Genomic DNA, 18,745 nt, shown 5'->3' on the forward strand with positions numbered 1-18,745 from the left:
CGCTCCGCGGACTACCCTTCTTGTCCTCTGTGATCCCTGTTTCGTCTCCGTCGCGGAGCCGGGGACGAGCTCGGGGCAACGGGTGCTAGCACTACTGCGGGAAGTCGCCCCGGAGCAGCAGAAAAGCCGCCAAGGCCGCCAAGAGGAGAGGGGAAGGGCCGTCCCGGTATTCCCCCGTCCTATTTCCCTGGTTTTTTGGCGCTCTTGGCGCCTTGGCGGTTCGCTTCCCGGCCCGACTTCCCGCAGTAGTGCTAGTTCAGCTTGATCAGCGCCGCGTTGACGTCGACCAGCTCGCCGCCGTCCACCGTGACCTTGCTCCCCCCCTTGATCTCGATCTTCGACGCGTCGAGGGTGATGTTCGCCCCCTTGATGGTGATGTCCCCGCCGAACGAGATCACGAGCTTGCCTCCCGAGAGGCTCATCTCGGTCTTGCCGTGAAGATCGACCTTCGGCGAGGTGACCAGGGCCGACGTCTTCGCGCCCACCTCGAGCTTGTCCGAAGCCAGCGTCTGCGTCGTTTCCGCGCCGATCTGCTGCGCCTTCGCGGCGACGATCTGCTCGCCCCGCGACACGACCTGCTGCTTGCCCTTCACGATGGTGATCTGCTCGCCGTCGACCTGGACCCCGTGGTTCCCCTTCACGAAGAGCCCGTGATCCGCGTCGTAGCTCGTCCCCTGGGCCCCGACGACGTGGATCGACTGCTTGCCCTGCACCGCGAGCGAGTCGTCGGCCGTGACCGCGATCGCGCGGCTCCCGGTGATGCTCTCCGTGGAGTTCCCCTTCACCGCGAGCGTCCGGTTCCCGCTGATCGCCACGCTCTGGTCGCCCTGCACCCCGACGCTCTGGTCGCCCTGCACCCCGACGCCCTGGTTGCCGCCGACGCTCGTGTCCTGGTCCCCGCCGACCCCGACAGTCTGGTTCCCGCCCACGGTGACCGTCTCGTTCGCGCCGACCACCTCCGCGTTGTTCGCACCGACCATGGTGCTCCGGTCCGCGCCCGTCGCCTCGCTCCGGTTCGAGCCCACGCTCGAGCTGCTGTCGACCGTCACCGTCTCGCTGCGGTTGTTGCCGACCTCGCTGTTCCAGTCCTTCGGCGTGTGCAGCAGGATCTGCTGGGCGCCCGCGGTGTCGTCGAACCGGAGCTCGTTGTGCGTGTCGCCCCCCGGGCTCGTGTCCGTCTTGAAGGTGCTCACCGCCGGCACGACCGTCGGCGGCACGTTCTGGCGGTTGTACACGCGGCCGACCACGAGCGGCCGGTCGGGGTCCCCGTCCTCGAAGTCGACGATCACCTCCACGCCCACGCGCGGGTGGAACACGGCCCCTTGGCCGCCGCCCGCGAAGACCTGGCTCACCCGCACCCAGCACGACGTCGGCTCCTTGCCGTGCCGCTCGCCGTCCTGGTCCCAGTGGAAGCGCAGCCGCACGCACCCGATCTCCGCGCCCGGCGGCCCGCCGATGTGGATCTCCTGTCGTGACGCCGACGGCTCCGCCGTCACGAACGCCGTCTGCGAGCCCACGATGCGCGGCTTCCGCGTCACCCGCGCGGGCCGGAAGCGCGACTCGGCGGCCGAGCCCGCCTTGCCGCGGCGAGCGCACTCGAACGCGCACGCGTACGGCACCACCTGCGCCGGGACGTTCACGTTCGAGGACGGCGGCAGCACCCTCGGCTGCTCGCCGCGCACGTCGAGCCGCATGACCAGGTACTCGCCCTCGTGCCGCGGCCGCTCGTGCTTCAAGGCGAAGATGGTCCCCGCCGCGAGCACGCGGCTCGGGCCGTCGCCGACCGCGTAGCTCTCCTCGACCTCGATCCGCTCGCGCCTCGCCGCGGCGAGCGGCCTGCCCTGGTCAGGCGTGTCGGGGTAACGCCCCGGGTACTCGTGCTCGACGAGATCCCCGCCGCCCGCGTCCGCCTCCACCGCCATGCTCAGCGCCGGCTTCTTCCAGTTGTAGTCCTGCAGCGTGACCTTGCGGGGGCGCAGGCGCGCGCCGAGCTTCATCGTGGTCACCTCCCGGCCGCGGAGGCCCGCGCCGAGCGGCAGGAACGGCTCGAGCCGCGCGCGGCCCGCGTCCTGGTCGGAGAGCACCAGCAGGCACGTGCCGCCGCCGTTCTCGAAGTGGTAGCTGATGCCCTCCTCCTCGAGCAGGCGCGACACGAAGGCGAGGTCGCTCTCGTTGTACTGGACGCAGTAGCGCCTGGCGGCGATGGCGTCGATGCGCGAGGTGTCCGACACGCGCCAGGTGAAGACTTCCTGCGCCGGCTTGAAGTCGCCGAGGCCGTCGTCGGGCTCCACCCCGCCGCTGCCGCGCTGGAGGGCAGGGTCGCCCTGGAGGACCGCGTCGATGATCTGCCGCGTGGTCTTCTCGAGGAAGATGCGGCACCGCGTGCGGTGCGCCGCGCGCGCGAGCGGCGGCGAGAGGACGAGCCGGTACGCCATGTCCCCGTGGATCGGGCCGAGCTCCTCCGCCTCGGTGATGATGCCGTGGACGACGCGGTAGGCAGGCAGGGTGCCCGTCGCAATGCGGAGCGTCGCACGGGCCTGGATCAGCTCCTCCGGATCGACCTCGGGCGCAGGATCGGGGGTGATCGCCGTGATCTCGTACCGATAGAGCGTCGAGATGCCCTCCGTGCCCCGGAAGCTGACGACGTGCAGATGGTCCCAGGGACCGGAAAGCCCGGAGGCTCCTTCCCAGGCGAAAGTAAAATCGAGATCACTCACCCGGTCGCTCTCTTTCTTTCTCGCCCCGTCGCGGGGCCCCATCGACCGCGCAGAGGGTGCTCTGCTCGCATCGAGCAGGCGCCGCGTGCGAGCGCAGGAATGCACTCCGGCACATACGACCATAATGCGACGCCGTCCCGGGCGTCGTCCTTGCATGGGTCGATGCGTCGAGGCGAGGATCGCGCCTCGCCGGCGGATTCGTCCTACACGAGCGCTGCCAGTGCTTCTGGCACGTGGGCCTGACCACCGCGAGCCCGGGTGGGCCTGCCTGCCGCGACAGCCCGGGTGGGCCTCACTGCAGCGACAACCTGCCTTGGATCGTATGCGCCGGGCGCTCGCGCCATCCAGGCAAGCGCTGCCGCGCCGCGCTCTCCTCGGCCGGCGTCCGCCGCTTCGGCTCGACGGCCCATCGCAAGGGAATAGGATGTGGGGAGCCCGGACGCCGCGATGCCCTCCAGCACCACCCACGTTTCGATCCGCAGGATCACGGGCGAGAGCGCCTCGGACGCCGAGGATCAGCTCGCGGTCGAGGAGCCGCTCGAGATCGTCGTCGTCGCGCGCCCGCGCGGGGCGCTCCCCATGGCGTCGCGGGAGCGCGCCCCGCGACGCCTCGGCATCACGATGCGCACGCCCGGCAACGATCGCGAGCTCGCGATCGGGCTCCTGTTCGCCGAGGGGATCATCTCCCGCGCGGCCGACGTGGTCGCCGTCGACGAGGCTGCCGGCCCCTCGGGCGACCTCGTGCGCGTCACGCTCGCCGAGGACGTGGTTGTCGATCTCGGGCGCACCGAGCGCGCCCTCGCGGTCGCGAACGCGAGCTGCGGCGTCTGCGGCAAGGCGTCGATCGACGTGGCGTCGTGCGCGCCGCCCTCGCCGCTCGCGCGGGGCGCCCCGCGGATCGCGCCGCGCGTCGTGCACGGGCTCGCCGCGCGTCTCCGCGAGGCGCAGCCGGTGTTCGGGCGGACCGGGGGGCTGCACGCGGCGGCCCTCTTCGACGCGGGCGGCGCGCTCGCCGACCTCCGCGAGGACGTGGGCCGCCACAACGCCGTCGACAAGCTGATCGGCGCCGCGCTGCTCGCCGGGCGGCTGCCCGACCCGGGCGCGGTGCTGATGGTCAGCGGGCGCGCGGGGTTCGAGCTCGTGCAGAAGGCGCTCAGGGCGTCGATCCCGGTGATGGTCGCGGTGGGCGCGCCGTCGAGCCTGGCCGCCGAGCTCGCGTCGGCGCACGGGATGACGCTCGTCGGCTTCGCGCGCGACGGCCGGTTCAACGTGTACGCGGGCCGGGAGCGCATCGCGGTCGCGCCGGAGGCGGCGTCGTGACGGCGCGCGACGTGCGCGATGTGCAGGCCGAGCCGCCGGTCGAGGCCGAGCCGCCCCGGATCGGCGAGCGTAGCGCGGCCGCCGGCGGGCTCGCGGCGGTCGGCGCGACGCTCCGGCACGCGGTCGGCGAGATGGGGGTCGCGCGCGCCGTGCGCACGCTCCTGCGCGTGAACCAGGGCGAGGGCTTCGACTGCCCCGGCTGCGCGTGGCCCGAGCCCGAGGAGAAGCGCTCGGTCGCCGAGTTCTGCGAGAACGGCGCCAAGGCGGTCGCCGAGGAGGCGACGCTCCGGCGCGTCACGCCGGAGTTCTTCCGCGAGCACAGCGTCGAGGCGCTCTCGCGTCAGTCCGACCACTGGCTCGGCAAGCAGGGGCGGCTCGTCCACCCGATGCTGCTCGACGAGGGCGCGTCGCACTACCGCCCTGTGTCGTGGGACGAGGCGCTCGAGCTCGTCGCCTCGTCGCTGCGCGCGCTGGCCTCGCCGGACGAGGCGCTCTTCTACACCTCGGGGCGCACGAGCAACGAGGCGGCGTTCCTCTACCAGCTCTTCGTGCGCGAGCTCGGGACGAACAACCTGCCCGACTGCTCGAACATGTGCCACGAGTCGAGCGGCGTCGGCCTGCGCGAGGCCATCGGGGTCGGCAAAGGCACCGTATCTCTTCATGATTTCGAGCTCGCCGACGCGATCTTCGTCGTCGGGCAGAACCCGGGGACGAACCACCCGCGCATGCTCTCGGCGCTGCGCGAGGCGCGGCTGCGCGGGTGCGAGATCGTGACGGTGAACCCGCTCCCCGAGGTCGGCAACGAGCGCTTCCAGCACCCGCAGCACCCGCTCGATCTCGTCGGCTCAGGGGTGCCGCTCTCGACGCTCTTCGTCCAGGTGCGCATCAACGGCGACGTCGCGCTCTTCACCGGGATCATCAAGGAGATGCTCGAGGAGGAGGAGCGCAGGCCGGGCGCGGTGCTCGATCGCGCGTTCATCGAGCGCCACACCCACGGCTTCGAGGCGTTCGCGGCCGCCGTGCGCGGGACGCCGTGGGACGACATCGTGGAGCAGAGCGGGGTCCCGCGCGTTCAGATGCGGGCGGCGGCCGAGATCGCGATGCGGTCCGAGCGCACGATCGCGTGCTGGGCCATGGGCCTCACGCAGCACCAGAACGGCGTGGCCAACGTGCAGCAGGTCATGAGCTTCCTGCTCCTGCGCGGCAACATCGGGCGCCCCGGCGCGGGCGCGTGCCCGGTGCGCGGGCACAGCAACGTGCAGGGCGACCGGACGATGGGCATCTGGGAGCGCCCGCCCGCCGAGCTCCTCGACCGCATCGAGAAGAACTTCGGCTTCTCGCCGCCGCGCCGCCACGGGCTCGACACCGTCGCCGCGATCGCCGCGATGGCCGACGGGCGCGCCCGCGTCTTCTTCGCGCTGGGCGGCAACTTCCTCTCGGCGACGCCGGACACGGCGTTCACCGCCCGCGCCCTCGCCCGGTGCGACCTCACGGCGCACGTGTCGACCAAGCTGAACCGGGCGCACCTCGTGACGGGGCGGCGCGCGCTCATCCTGCCTTGCCTCGGGCGCACCGAGCGCGACGTGCAGGCGGGAGGGCCGCAGCTCGTGACGGTCGAGAACTCGATGGGCGTGGTCTCGAGCTCGCGCGGCAACCTCCCGCCGGCCTCGGAGATGCTGCGGAGCGAGGTGGCGATCGTGGCGGGGCTCGCCCGCGCGACGCTGGGCGCGCGCTCGCGCGTACCCTGGGAGGAGCTCACGGCCGATTACGATCGGATCCGCGATCTCATCGAGCGCACGATCGATGGGTTCGACGATTTCAACGCGCGGATCCGGGACCCGCGCGGCTTCGCGCTGCCAAACGCCGCGGCCCGGCGCGAGTTCCGCACGGGGACGGGCAAGGCGAATTTCCTGGTCCACCCGCTCCCGCGGCACGAGCTCGAGCCGGGCGAGCTCCTGATGATGACCATCCGCAGCCACGACCAGTACAACACGACCATCTACGGGCTCGACGATCGTTACCGCGGCGTCCGCGGCGGGCGCCGCGTCGTGTTCATGAACGCCGAGGACGCGGCCGAGCGCAGGCTCGCGCAGGGGGCCCTGGTCGACGTCACGAGCCGCTTCTCCGACGGAGAGCGCGTGGCGCGCGCGTTCCGCGTCGTGCTCTACACGATCCCCCGCGGCAACGTCGCGGCCTACTTCCCCGAGGCCAACGTGCTCGTGCCGCTCGGCAGCATCGCCGAGAAGAGCCACACGCCCGCGTCGAAATCGATCGTCGTGCGCGTCCAGCCGGCCGTCGTGAACGACGGATCCGCGTGACGCTCCCAAGGCGTCCCGCGACGTCATCGGGTCACCACGCCGCCATGGACCCGATCGCGACGAAGCGCCGCTGCGTCGAAGATTGCGGCAGCGCCTCGGCGGCTTGACGGACCGGAGCGGGATATCGCGGGTCGCCTCGCGGCGTGGAGCCGGAGCGAAATAGCCGCTATGCGACAGTTCGGACAGAACCGACTTCGTCGCCGAGTGATGAGGAGTCGTTACGCCCTGCCGAAAAAGTACTCCAGGTGCATGTCTCCATCGCTGGGTGTCTCATCAACGTGCATGGTTGAGTGCTCGGCGTACCGGTCACGTGGCGGCCCAGCACGGAGACATGATATCATCAAGGTTGTGCCCCAGGTTGCGCCGCCACGGACGTGCGGGACGGCGCCCCGTTGCCTGTGCGACGTCCCGTCTGTGCGACGTCCCATCGGGCGCAGTCGGCCGTTCGCGGTGATGAGGATCCGGGGAGAGCGATGGCCAGTCGAAGGTGCGCGAGATGGTTGGTAGCAGCGTGGGGCCTATTCGCCGGCGGGTGCACGGCGCTCGCGGGCGTGGACAAGGACTATTATGTGGTGGGGGACAGGGCCAGCGTACGGAGCTGCCGTGGGCTGCCTGCAAAGTGTGGTCCGTGGGAAGAGGATTGCTGTACAAATGAGCCGGTCTCTGGAGGGAGCTTCGACAGGTTCAACGATTCAGATTTTCCGGCGACGGTGAGCGACTTCTCGCTGGATCGGTTCGAGGTGACGGTAGGGAGATTCCGGGCGTTCGTGAAGGCCTATCCGGGTAGCCGGCCGATCCGTGGGGCGGGGGCGCACCCGTTGATCCAGGGGAGCGGGTGGGATCCCGCGTGGGATGGGGAGCTGCCTCGCGATCAGGCCGAATTGAGGGAAAAACTGAAATGCAGCCCGTCGAGAGCAACGTGGACAGAGAGCCCGGAAGAGAACGAGACGAAGCCGATCAATTGCGTGACCTGGTTCATGGCGTTCGCGTTCTGCGCCTGGGATGAGGGCCGGTTGCCCACGAGAGCGGAGTGGAACTACGCGGCGGCCGGCGGCGAGCAGCAGCGGATGTATCCGTGGTCGGTTCCGCCGGGCGATACGACCATTGATAATGGCTATGCGGTATATGGTTGTCCTGCGGATGAGCAACCGGAGTGCACGGCCGCCGACGTCCTGAGCGTCGGGTCAAAGTCGCCGAAAGGCGACGGGCTGTGGCATCAAGCGGATATGGCAGGGAGCCTGTGGGAGTGGGTGCTGGACATGGGCGGGTCGAATCCAGCGATGTGCGACGATTGTGCCCAGCTGACGCCCGCGACGGAGCCGACGCGCATGGTGTGCGGCGGCGGTTATGTGAACGATTCAAGCTACCTGCGCACTGCCAAACACTACAAGAACGATCCGGCGAAGCGCCAAGCCGACCAGGGCGTCCGCTGCGCGAGCACGCCGTGATTGCGCCCGTTGATGTGGGATCGTCCGTCCTGCCTTGTTCTCCTGTTCGACTTCGTCGGACCGCATGAGCCCTACCATTCTTGACGCAATCATCTATTCACATCACCCTGCTCAGGTGTCGGCCAGTTTTCTCGAGGGTACGCTCTTCGCGCGTCGCTATCGCGTGGTGCGGCTCCTCGCGGCGGGCTCGATGGGGACGGTCTACGAGGCGGTGCACCTCGGGACGGAGCGGCGCAGGGCGCTCAAGGTCATGCACGCGCACCTCTTCCAGCAGGCGGATATGCGCGAGCGCTTCCTGCGCGAGGCGCGGATCGCGGCGAACGTGCGGAGCGATCACGTCGTCGATGTCTTCGATGTGGATATCGACGAGGCGACCGGAATGCCCTTCCTGGTCATGGAGCTGCTCCGCGGCGAGTCGCTCGCGGATCGGCTCGCGCGCGTGGGGCGCCTGCCGCCTACCGAGGTGATGATCTATCTCGGCCAGACCGCGCTGGCCCTCGACCAGACGCACGCGGCATCCATCGTACATCGGGACTTGAAGCCCGAGAACCTGTTCGTCACGCAGCGGCAGGACGGGACGCCGTGCGTGAAGATCCTCGACTTCGGCATCGCGAAGCTCATCGCGGAAGGCACGAACGCGGGCGGCGCCACGCGCACCCTCGGGACGCCGCTCTACATGGCGCCCGAGCAGTTCCGCGCCCGCTCGCGGCTCACGGGCGCGGCGGACATCCATGCGCTGGGCATGATGGCGTACTCGATGCTCGTCGGGAGCCCATACTGGGAGGCGGAGGCGAGCAGCGCGGAGGACGTGATCGGCTTCGCGATGGTGGCCGTCAACGGTCCGGTGGAGCCTCCGGTGCGGCGGGCGGCTGCGCAGGGCGTGGCGCTGCCGCCGGCCTTCGATGCGTGGTTCCTCCGGGCGACGGCGACGGACCCTGCGGCGCGGTTCCGCACGGCGACGGAGGCGGTTCAGGCGCTCGGCGACGTACTCCGCCTCGCCGCGAGCGGCGGGCCCCCTGCGGCCCTCGCGGGCGCTTCGCCCTGGCCCGGCGCGAGCTGCGCCACGGCGAGCTCCGCACCGGTGGGGGGCTCGCAGCGCGAGAGCGTCTCTGTTCCGCAGCGGCCGCCGTTCGCGGGCACGTCGATGGGCTCCTCTGTGTCGTCCTCCGTGCCGGCGCTGCCGAGGCGAGGAGCGTTCGCCGCAGTCGCCGCGCTGCTCGGGTCTGGGGTGCTCGGCGTGGGGATCTGGATCGCGCTCCACGGGCTGGGCGGGCGCGCGATGGTCGAAGCCGTGACCCCGGAGGCCCCGGAAGCCGCGGCGGCGAGCCAGGACGCCGACGGGGCGAACGCGCCACCGCTGCCCGGGAGCGCGGCCGTGTCCCCTTCGGCGGCGGAGCCGGCGGAGCCGCCCGGCGAGCCGGTGGACGCGAGCGCGAGCGCTGCGCCTCCCGGCGCGCCCGAGCCCGCGAGCCCGGCGCCGTCCTCGTCTGCGGCCGCGAGCCCGCGTGGGACCGCGGGGCCGAGGCCAGCGCCGGGCGCCCAGCGGCCGCCGCCTCCGCCGCGACCGCCGCATCACCTGTTCAGTCGAGACTGATGCGCCATGTCCGCCGCGGCGCCTCTCCTTGTCCCGGCCCCTGCCGTTCGCTGTTTGTCCCCTCGCGCTGTTCGTCCACTGACCCGCTGAAGATCCCCTGTCCATGACCCGCTCGTCCTGCAGATATCTGCGTCCTCTCTGGGCGGTCATCGTGCCCCTCGTCGTCTCCACGCCGGCCCTGGCGCAGGACATCGCGTCCGCGGAGGTCCTCTTCGATCGCGGCCTCGCCGACATGGAGGCGGGCAGGTACGAGACGGGCTGCAAGGACCTCGCGGAGAGCCAGCGCCTAGACCCCAGGCCGGGCACACTCTTCACGCTGGCCTTCTGCGAGTCGAAGTGGGGCCGCGTCGCGACGGCCGTGGGGCGCCTAAGCGATTACCTGAGGTTGGTGGAGAGGCTGCCCCAGGCTCAGCGGGCCCGACAGCGTGAGCGAGTGGGGGCGGCGTCCGCGGAGCGCGCGCGGCTGGCCCCGCGGGTGCCGGAGCTGGCGCTCTCGCTGCCCGCGGGAGCCCCGGCGGGGACGGTGGTGACGCGCGATGGTCTCGAGCTGGGCGAGGCCTCGCTCGGCGTCGGGCTTCCGGTCGATCCGGGAGAGCACACGGTGTCCACCCGGGCTCCGGGAGGTCCCTTATGGGAACAGCGCATCGCGATCGCCGAGGGTGAGAAGAAGCGCGTCGTGCTGGAGGTGAAGGGGGGAACGGGCGCTGTCGCCTCGATGCCGTCCTCTTCCGGCAGCGAGGTGTCGGCTTCCGGGGGCGGGGTGTCAGCAGGTCGACGGACGGCCGTATACGTGGCGGGCGGAGTCGGGGTCGCGGGGGTCGTCCTGGGGGGGATCATGGGGGCGCTCACGTTCGGCAAGCGGGGGACCATCGAGGAACACTGCGGCGCCGGCATTGGAGCCCACGACGAGAGGGCGTGCGACACGACAGGGTACGATGCGGCGAAGAGCGCGAAGAGGACAGGCCTCCTGAGCACCATCGGCTTCGGGGTGGGGCTGGCCGGGCTGGGGACCGCGGCAGTGCTGTTCTTGACCGAGCCGAAGGGCGCGAGGTCGACGACCGGCGCGGCGCCGAGGTGGATCAGCGCTGGCGTGCTCGCTGCAGGGCCTGCGGGGACGGTGGTCGGGGCCCGCGGGGCGTGGTGAGGGGAGGGCTGTCCTGATGCTCCACGGAGCGGCCCGGCATGGGATCGCGCCCGATCAGGTGATCGCGCTGCCCGGCGCGACGGCCGCCGCCGTCGCGTGGCGGACCCGGGGACAGCTCCACGTCACCGTGATCGCGAAGGCGACGTTCGCGTTCGCGAGCGACGCGGAGATGCCGAGATCCGCGCCGCAAGAGATCTTCGAGGCGAACGTCCATCACGGCAAGGACCCGTCGAGGAGCCTCCGGTTCACGAGCGATCTCGTCCCCTACCTGGGGCGCGCCGACGTGCTCTTCACGGGACATGCCTGCGCGCCGCCCGGGATCTCGGTGCTCGCCTTGTCGGTGCGCCTCGCCCTCTTTGACCGAGGTCGAGAGATCCTCGACAAGCGGCTGCTCGTCCAGGACAGGGTCCCATTCCGGTCGTTGCCCCTCGTGTACGAGCGGGCGGTGCGCGGGGCGAACGGGCAGGAGAACCCCCTCGGCGTCGACGCTGGCGCCGGCCCAGAGCAGCCGACTGTGCTCGGCATCCAGGCGCCGCATCGACCTGCGGGATACGGCCCGGTCGTGCGCGGATGGCCCACGTTCTGGAGGCTGATCGGGGACACGCCGCGGTCGTCGATGATCGACGCCTCCATTCAAGAGATCCCGGAGCACTTCGATTGGTCTTGTTTCCAGTCGGCGCCTCCCGACCAGAGGGTCGATTCCCTGCGTGGCGGGGAGTGGATCGTGCTCCAGGGGCTGCATCCGACGGTGCCTCACCTGAGGATGCGCTTGCCCGAGCTGCGGGGCCTCGCGCGCGTCCACGGCCTCTCGGCCTTCGGGGTGGGCGACGGCCAGGGGCTCGCCCTGTGCATCGACACGCTGCGCATCGACGGCGAAGAGCAGCGCTGCACCCTGGTGTTCCGGCGCAGCTTTCCCCTCGCGAGCGAGGCCGCGCTCGCGAGGATGCGCCTCGTCGTGGGCGTCGAGCAGGCCGGAGCGCCGCTCGCGTGGCCTCCTCGGATCGACGTTCGTGCCCTGCCGGAACGTGAAGCTGCCCCCGCGGGCGGCGTGGCGTCCGCTGGCGCCGGGCTCGCGCCGGGCGCGACCGGGGGCGCGCTGAAAGGTGTCGCCGCGGCCGCGGTGACGGCCGAGATTGATGAGGGCGCGCTGCCCGACGAGCGGCGTCCGGTGCACCCGTTTCGTCTGGAGGGCGCAACGACCTTGGAGCCGCGTCTCGCCCTCGCTCGCGCCAAGACGCCGCTCTGGGCAGCCTCCACGCTGGAGGTCGAGGATCTGCCGGAGCAGGCGCTGCGGAACGCGCGAGCCTTTCCGTTCCAGGAGCAGCTTCCCGGCCTGCTGCCGGCGCCGCCGCTGAACGCCGCCGAGACGCGCACGATCAAGGTGCGCATCGCCTCAGGCACGCGGGAGCTCGCGCTCGATCAGCCACCGGGCGCTGGCCCCGGGAGCGCGGTGCCCTTCCTTCCGCCCGGCGTCGTCGCGTCGGCTCACGCGACCGGGGCGATGCCGGCCTCGCCCGTGCAAAGCGTGGCCGACAAGGACACCTGGAGCTCCGGGGACACCGCTCCTGGGCCGTGGCTCGGCGTGCCGGCGGCGCCGCCGGGCGCCGTGGATCAAGCTGTTCCCAGCCTCTCGCGAGCAGAGGGCCCAGTCGAGTACGTCGGATGGCCGGCCGAGCCGCCCCTGCTGGCGCTCGCCGCCGAGCGCGCGCCGGCCGTGAGGTCCGCACCGGCTCCGGCGCCCGGCACGGTGCCGTACTTCGACCCGGCGGCGCTGGCGAGCCCGGCAGCGCCACCCGCGCCGGCGCCGGAGCCCGCGTTGCCCGAGCCCGACCCGGTGAGCTTTCCGATCGAGCTCTTCGCGGCCATCAACGCCGAGATCGCCGAGGCGCGCGCGCCGCGCGCGGCGGTGCTGGCCTCCCACGCGCTCGGCGAGCGCGCGTGGAGCGCCATCGAGCGCCACTGGACCTCGGCGATCAAGAGCGACGCGGGGCACGGCCCGGGCCGGCTGCGGAGCGCGTACGACAGCACCTACGTGGCCACGGTGGAGGCCTTCCGCGGGCCGATCCTCCCGGCGGAGTACGCGCGCCTCGTCGTGGGCGTGGAGCGAAAGCAGAGCGATCGGGTCCTCGACGAGCTCGGGATCCAGCGCCCTGCGCTGATGCACGTGATCCGCCTCTGGACGAAGAAGGCGGCCGCCGATCCGAGGATCTTCCGCGAGGTGGGCGCGGCGCTCAGCGCGCTGCGCGGCCAGTGACGTGATCGCTTCGAACCCCCTTTGCCCTGGAGGGCCGGTCCGCGATGTGGCGCAAGCTGGATGAACTGAAGGCGACGCTGAGCGAGTTCGTCGACCAGCGCGAGCACCTCCTCCTGGTCGTGAGCTGCGCCGACCCGGAGATGGTGTATGTGCTCAAGACCCTCGAGGGGATGGATGACGCGGCCCCCTCGGACATCTTCCTGGTCTTCGGCGAGCCGTTCATCGAGGCCGCGCAGTACGCGTCGGCGATCCTGAAGACCCTCCGGGTCCAGATGGAGATCGCCAAGGCGCCCCGCGCGGCGCAGGGAGAGGCCCCGCTCCCGCCGCTGCCCGCGGTCTGCGACGACGCGGCGGTCTCGTCGAGCGCGCGTCTGCGCGCGGCGATCGACCACGTCTCGTCGCTCGTCCCGGCGCAGGGCGGGCACCGCATGATCTGGGGGTTTCTGCCCGTCCAGATCGCCGATCGCGAAGGCTACGCGCGCCTCGTCGGCGAGTTCGTCCCCGCGCGAGGGCCCGAGACGTGGATGCGGGGCGTGCGCGTGATCGCGCGCGACGACCGCGATGCGCGTTTCCTGCTCCCACCGCTGCGCAAGAGCAAGGCCCCGGGGGTGCTGCTCTACGAGCTCGACATGAGCCCGGCCGCGCTCAACGACGCGCTCGTCAAGGAGGCCGGCGACAGGAGCCGGTCCGTCCCCGAGCGGATGCAGGCGCTCCTGCAGCTCGCGGGCCTCGATTACGCCTACCGGCGTTACCCGCAGGCGCTCGAGAAGTACGGCGCGCTCTACAGGTACTACGCAGCGCACGACGCGCCGGTGATGCAGGCCGTGATCCTCCTGGGCGTGGGCGACGTGCTCCGGCAGATGGGCGATCTCAAAGAGGCCAGGGTGAAGTACCACCAGGGCCTCGCGCTGGTGATGCACACGCAGGCGCTGCCGATCCTGCTCAACCTGACCTTCGCGATCGCCGACGTCAGCCTGGAGCTCAAGGACCACCGCGACGCCGAGGGGTTCTTCGGCCTCGCCGCGCGGATCGCCGAGAAGCTGATGAACCCCTTCGTCAAGGCCGACGCCCTGGAGAAGCAGGGCGTCGCGCGTGACCGCGCGGGCGACGCGACGAGCGCGGTGCTTGTGTGGCGGGACGCGGCGGCGCTCGCCAAGACGTTCGCGTACCACGAGCGCCACCGCTCGGCGCTGGAGCGCCTGATCGCCGCCTACAAGGCGATGCGCATGGATGACGAGCGCCGCGCCTGCGAGGCCGAGCTCAAGACGGCCGCGCAGGCGGTGAAGACCGAGGCGCGCGAAGCCGAGGAACATCCGCTGAGGAGGGCTACGACATGAGCGCAGACGGGAACGCGGTCAAGAGCGCGGCCGCTGCGGCCAAGAACGAGGCGCCGGCGGCGCAGCGGCTGATCGCGCCGACAGGGAACGCGCCGCTCGACGTGCTGGTGGGCGACATCAACAATGCGGCGGCGCCGTTCCAGAGCCTGTCCGATCCGGAGGCGAGCGATCTGGACAAGGCGAACGCGGTGATCGGCGGCACGCTGAGCGCGGTGATGACGCCGATCACGCTGATGAACGACGGCTTCGCGCTCGCGACGAGGGACATCGCGAAGCTGTTCCCGCCGTTGCCGGCGGCGACGCTGGGGATGCTGCACCTCGGGATCCCGCACATGCACACGCATCCGCCGGCGATGCCGATCCCGCTGCCGAGCTTCGGGCCGGTGGCGCTGGCCGGGTGTGCGTCAGTGTTGATCAACGGGATGCCAGCGGCGCGCGCGGGGGATCTCGGGATCTCGCTCCTGTGCGGCACGCTGGCACCGCCGTTCGAGGTGTTCACCGGGTCGAGCAAGGTGTTCTTCGGCGGGGCGCGGGCCGCGCGGACGCTGGACCTCACGATGCACTGCATGCCCGGAGCGGGGGCGGCCAAGGCGACGAGCTCCCTGTCGAAGGTCGTCTCCGTCGGGGGAGGCGTGATCGGGGTCGGGGCGCAGGTGCTGGATGCAGTGACCCAGGCGGAGCAGGCGAAGAAGCTGCGAGCGAAGGAGGTGAAACTGAAGGAGATCGACCCGGGCGCCTCGGCGCAGATGACGGCGGAGGAGCTGGAGGAGGCGAAGGCAGAGGCAGCGGCCGAGGCGGAAGCGGAGAAGCAGGCGGCCCTGGAACAGGCGGCGGCCGCCGATGCGTCGGCCAAGATGACGGGGATCCAGGCGGGGCTGGACGCGGCCGCGCTGGCGGCGAGCCTCCTGATGGGCATGGATCCAGGGACGCCGCCGTGCATCGGCGCGGTGCTCTCGGGGCACCCCAACGTGCTGATCGGCGGATTTCCGATGCCGCCGTGGTCGGCGGTCGCGCGGGGGCTCGGGAAGCTAGGCAAAGGGTTGAAGCGACTTGGAACGCGGGTCGTCCCGAAGCTGAAATGCATGTTCACAGGACACCCGATCGACCCTGTCACCGGTGCGAACGTCGACACCTTCATCGACTACGAGGAGGATGACGGCGCCTCCATGTTTCGCTGGGTCCGGTATTACAACAGCGCAGACGCGGTGCGCACAGGGCCGATGGGGCGGGGCTTCCGGCACACCTACGAGCATAGCTTGGCCATCGATATCGATTGTATTGTTTACACGGACGCCGAAGGAAAGCAGGTGAAGCTCCCGCCGCTCAAGCCCGGGCAACCAGAGGCGTTCCGCGAGGGATACGGGATGCGCGTCCGAAGCGGCAGCGATTCGCTGGTCTACACCGTGACGCGTGGGGGCGAGCCAGCGATCGAGTTCGTGCGCCGGGGCGGGCGCGACACCGCGCCCCGTCTGACGCGGTTGATCCGAGGAAAGGCGTGCGTAGAGCTCACCTATGGCGAGCGCGGCCAGCTTGCGAGGGCGATCGAGACAGGGCTCCAGGACGTGCAGGAGGTGCGGTTTAGCTACGATAGCCGAGGCCACCTCGTGGAGGTGCGCCGGGGGCCTCGCGGCGAGCGGTCGCTGACGCTCATCGCGGCGTATGCCTATGACGACGCCGAATGCCTGATCGCATGGCACGACGCGGTGGGCGCTCGCGGCAGCTATGCGTACGACGCCGGCCAGCGCGTCGTGCGCATGACGGACCGCAATGGGTATAGCTTTCATTTTGCGTATGATCCCGATGGGCGTTGCGTCGAGGAGCGCGGCGAAGATGGCTTATGGCGCGTTTCGATGCGCTATGAGACGGAGCGGCGCCGTACGCTCGTCACCAAGGCGGACGGGGGAGAGTGGATCTACGAGTACAACGACGATGGGACGCTCGTCTGCGTCCAGGATCCTTATGGCGGGAGGCTCCGGTGGAGCCTCGACGATGAAGGCAAGATCGTGGAGGAGACCGGCGCGGATGGGCAGACCAACCTGCGCTTCCTTTATGACGCGCGGGGGCGCCACTACGGCACGGTCGATAGGCTGGGTTACCTGATGCTGCCGCTGGACGTCATGCCGAATCCGCCGGATCCCCTGGAGCATCAGGTGCCCGAGACGGCCCTCGCGCAGCAGTGGGGCGACGTGCTCTCGGCGCTTCCAGCGGTCGCGACGCTCACGGCTGCGCTGCCGGCCTCCGTCCGGGAGCGCGCCCTGTGGCTGCGCGGGGACGTGCGCGAGCCGCGCGAACCGGAGCGCCGGCGGGACGCGCTCGGACGGGTGATTGAGGAGGTCGACGCGGCGGGGCACAGGCAGTCGTGGGTGTACGACGCAAGCGGTAACGTGACGCGCTACACCGATCGTGACGGGCGCGAGCAGCGCACCGAGATCACCTCCTGGAATCTGATCGGCGCCGAGGTGGATCCGCTCGGCCACCGCACCCGCTATGACTACACTGCACACGAGAGGGTCGCTCGTGTCGTGGACCCGGGCGGCGGCGAGAGCCAGTACGAGCACGATTACAGAGATCGGCTGGTGAGGGTCGTGCGCCACGGCGTGGTGCGCGAGGAGTATGTTTACGACCACGCCGATCACCTGATTGAGAAGCGCGACGGCGACGGCGCTGTTCTCCTTCGGGTCTCGGTGGGCGAAAACGGCCTTCCCTCGGAGCTTCGCCTCTCTTCGGGGGAGGTATACCACTACGGTTACGACGCGAAGGGCCGCATCACGCGCGTCGCCATGGATGAGGTGGAGGTCCTGTGTGGCTTCGACCCATGGGACCGGCAGACCTTCGACGAGCGGAACAGGAGCGGCGTTGAAAGCCAGTTCGAGGGCGACGAGCTGCGCGCCACGACGTACTTCGAGCGATTCTCCGTCATGTACCACCGCGCGCCGGACGGCGCGTTGCTCATCGAGACGCCGGCCGGCGGGACGCACCGGATCCAGCATGACGGCCGCGGCACTGTGCTCACGACGTTCGGCAACGGAACGAGCGTGCTCTCCTCCTACGATCACGACGAGCGTTGCCGTGGGCGTATCGTCTGGCGGCAGCGGGACGGCCGGACCGCGCTCTGGTCGGTGCGCTATACGTACTCGCCGGAGGGAGAGCTCCACGCGATCGAGGACGACATCCGCGGCGTGACGCGGTACGCCTACGACGCCGCGCACCGCCTGGTCGGCGAGGCGACCGGCGCCGGCGTGAAGGACCCGATCCTCCTCGACGCTGCCGGTAATGTGCTCGCCAAGCCGGGCTTGCCGCGCGCCGAGTTTCTCGAGGGAAACCGCCTGCGCGCCGCCGGGGGCGAACGCTTTGTCTATGATGGCCGCAACCATCTCGCCGAGCACGCCGCCGACACCGGCGAAGTGGCGCGGTATCGCTACAACAGCCTCGACATGCTCGTGGGCGTGTCGTGGAGCGGACGGGGCGAGGAGTGGACAGCCGGCTACGATGGGCTCGGCCGACGTCTCTACAAGGCCATGGGCAGCAGGCGCAGCGAGTTCTACTGGGAAGGCGACCGGCTGGCGGCCGAGGTGGGCCCCGAGGGCACGCTCCGGATTTACGTTTACGCAGGGCCCGAGGCGCTCGTCCCTCTCCTGTTCATCGACTACGATTCCATCGACGCGGCGCCGGAGAGCGGAAGCATTTGTTACGTGATATGCAACCAGATCGGGAGTCCGCTCCAGATCGAGGACCAGGCGGGCAACATCGTGTGGTGGGCCAGCCACGTCGAGCCCTATGGCAAGGTCACCGTCCATGACGGCGCGTCGGTCTCCTATGCGCCGCGCTTCCCGGGGCATTACTTCGATGAGGAGCTCGGCCTTCATTACAACCGCTTCCGCTACTACAGCCCCCGCCTTGGTCGATACTTCCAGTCCGACCCCGCTGGTCAATCGGGCGGGACCAATCTCTATGCCTACACAGCGAATCCGCTCGCCGTCGTCGACATCCTCGGCCTCATGCACCAGGGGCAGAGGCCGAGTCGGGAGGAGAGAGCCCAAACCAGAAGGAACTACAAGCTTTACGAACGTACCGACTCGCAACACAACAGGACGCGGGGCGCAAAACAAGCCAACGAGATGATCGCCAGTGCGGGCCATGACCGGACGGCCTTGGATAAACAGATAAATCGCCGTAAGCCACCTAGCGTCTTGTCCGACGGACGAAAGATCTTCTCTGGATCGAGGAGCTTCAATCCAGAATTTTCGAAATCGTGGTGGGAGAAGAAAATGCGCGAGAATGGCGGGAAGAATTTGAATTGTTCGATGTGTAAAGAAGAGATCAGTATGCAGGGCAAGAGAGGGGATAAGCCGTCAATCGACCACAAAAAAGATTGGGCTACGCAGAAGCTCGAGATTGAGCCTGTGGTCGTGCTCAAGGACGGCGTGCACTGGGAGGTCGTGCTCTCGGACGATGCTCGAAACGTCATCCAAGACGAAAGTAACCTGGCACCGTCGCACCAGGGGTGCAATAGCAGCAAGAGCGGCGTCAAGGGTAATGACTCTATCGTTCCACGACCAGGCGCCTGTCCCACGCCGGACAAGTGTGACTGTCCGACCGCGAAGTGAGGTGCA

9 protein-coding genes are annotated in these 18,745 nt (G+C 70.1%); 8 read left to right on the forward strand and 1 reads right to left on the reverse strand.

Features of this window, described 5'->3' with window-relative positions:
• Positions 1-251 precede the first annotated feature (251 nt).
• Complete coding sequence (locus tag WMF36_RS46840; RefSeq protein ID WP_437577374.1) at positions 252-2,717, reverse strand: type VI secretion system Vgr family protein; 2,466 nt, start codon at positions 2,715-2,717, stop codon at positions 252-254.
• A 447-nt stretch (positions 2,718-3,164) separates the two neighbouring features.
• On the opposite strand from WMF36_RS46840, the gene WMF36_RS46845 reads away from it, so the two are divergent.
• The 8 genes from WMF36_RS46845 to WMF36_RS46880 all read left to right on the forward strand — a co-directional run bounded on the left by WMF36_RS46845 (position 3,165) and on the right by WMF36_RS46880 (position 18,739).
• Positions 3,165-4,037 (forward strand): formate dehydrogenase accessory sulfurtransferase FdhD, encoded by an 873-nt coding sequence (locus tag WMF36_RS46845; protein ID WP_437582053.1) that lies wholly within the window; start codon positions 3,165-3,167, stop codon positions 4,035-4,037.
• On the forward strand, positions 4,034-6,355 hold the full coding sequence (locus WMF36_RS46850) for an FdhF/YdeP family oxidoreductase (protein ID WP_437577375.1): 2,322 nt from the start codon (positions 4,034-4,036) through the stop codon (positions 6,353-6,355). The genes WMF36_RS46845 and WMF36_RS46850 overlap by 4 nt, the downstream gene beginning before the upstream one ends.
• Positions 6,356-6,906: 551 nt before the next feature.
• The gene (locus tag WMF36_RS46855; RefSeq protein WP_437577376.1) at positions 6,907-7,803 is read left to right on the forward strand and encodes a formylglycine-generating enzyme family protein; all 897 of its coding nucleotides are present in this window, start codon (positions 6,907-6,909) and stop codon (positions 7,801-7,803) included.
• A gap of 115 nt (positions 7,804-7,918) precedes the next feature.
• Positions 7,919-9,397 carry a protein kinase domain-containing protein gene (locus WMF36_RS46860; RefSeq protein WP_437577377.1) on the forward strand — a complete coding sequence of 493 codons (1,479 nt, stop codon included), beginning with the start codon at positions 7,919-7,921 and terminating at the stop codon, positions 9,395-9,397.
• A gap of 103 nt (positions 9,398-9,500) precedes the next feature.
• Positions 9,501-10,541, forward strand: a complete 1,041-nt coding sequence (locus WMF36_RS46865) for a hypothetical protein (protein WP_437577378.1) — start codon at positions 9,501-9,503, stop codon at positions 10,539-10,541.
• A 16-nt stretch (positions 10,542-10,557) separates the two neighbouring features.
• Positions 10,558-12,795, forward strand: coding sequence for a DUF2169 family type VI secretion system accessory protein (locus WMF36_RS46870; protein ID WP_437577379.1), 2,238 nt, complete (start codon positions 10,558-10,560; stop codon positions 12,793-12,795).
• A 44-nt stretch (positions 12,796-12,839) separates the two neighbouring features.
• The gene (locus WMF36_RS46875) at positions 12,840-14,132 is read left to right on the forward strand and encodes a hypothetical protein (RefSeq protein WP_437577380.1); all 1,293 of its coding nucleotides are present in this window, start codon (positions 12,840-12,842) and stop codon (positions 14,130-14,132) included.
• Positions 14,129-18,739: an RHS repeat-associated core domain-containing protein gene (locus WMF36_RS46880; protein ID WP_437577381.1), complete on the forward strand. Its 4,611-nt coding sequence runs from the start codon at positions 14,129-14,131 to the stop codon at positions 18,737-18,739. The genes WMF36_RS46875 and WMF36_RS46880 overlap by 4 nt, the downstream gene beginning before the upstream one ends.
• The last annotated feature ends 6 nt before the right edge of the window (positions 18,740-18,745 follow it).

Source organism: Sorangium sp. So ce887 (genome assembly GCF_051521455.1).
Lineage (GTDB): Bacteria > Myxococcota_A > Polyangia > Polyangiales > Polyangiaceae > Sorangium.

Bases quoted from the DNA above. Each gene is read 5' to 3' on its own strand.
- WMF36_RS46875 (WP_437577380.1), top strand. From the start codon at position 12,840: ATGTGGCGCAAGCTGGATGAACTGAAGGCGACGCTGAGCGAGTTCGTC.
- WMF36_RS46845 (WP_437582053.1), top strand. From the start codon at position 3,165: ATGCCCTCCAGCACCACCCACGTTTCGATCCGCAGGATCACGGGCGAG.
- WMF36_RS46870 (WP_437577379.1), top strand. From the start codon at position 10,558: ATGCTCCACGGAGCGGCCCGGCATGGGATCGCGCCCGATCAGGTGATC.
- WMF36_RS46880 (WP_437577381.1), top strand. From the start codon at position 14,129: ATGAGCGCAGACGGGAACGCGGTCAAGAGCGCGGCCGCTGCGGCCAAG.
- WMF36_RS46865 (WP_437577378.1), top strand. From the start codon at position 9,501: ATGACCCGCTCGTCCTGCAGATATCTGCGTCCTCTCTGGGCGGTCATC.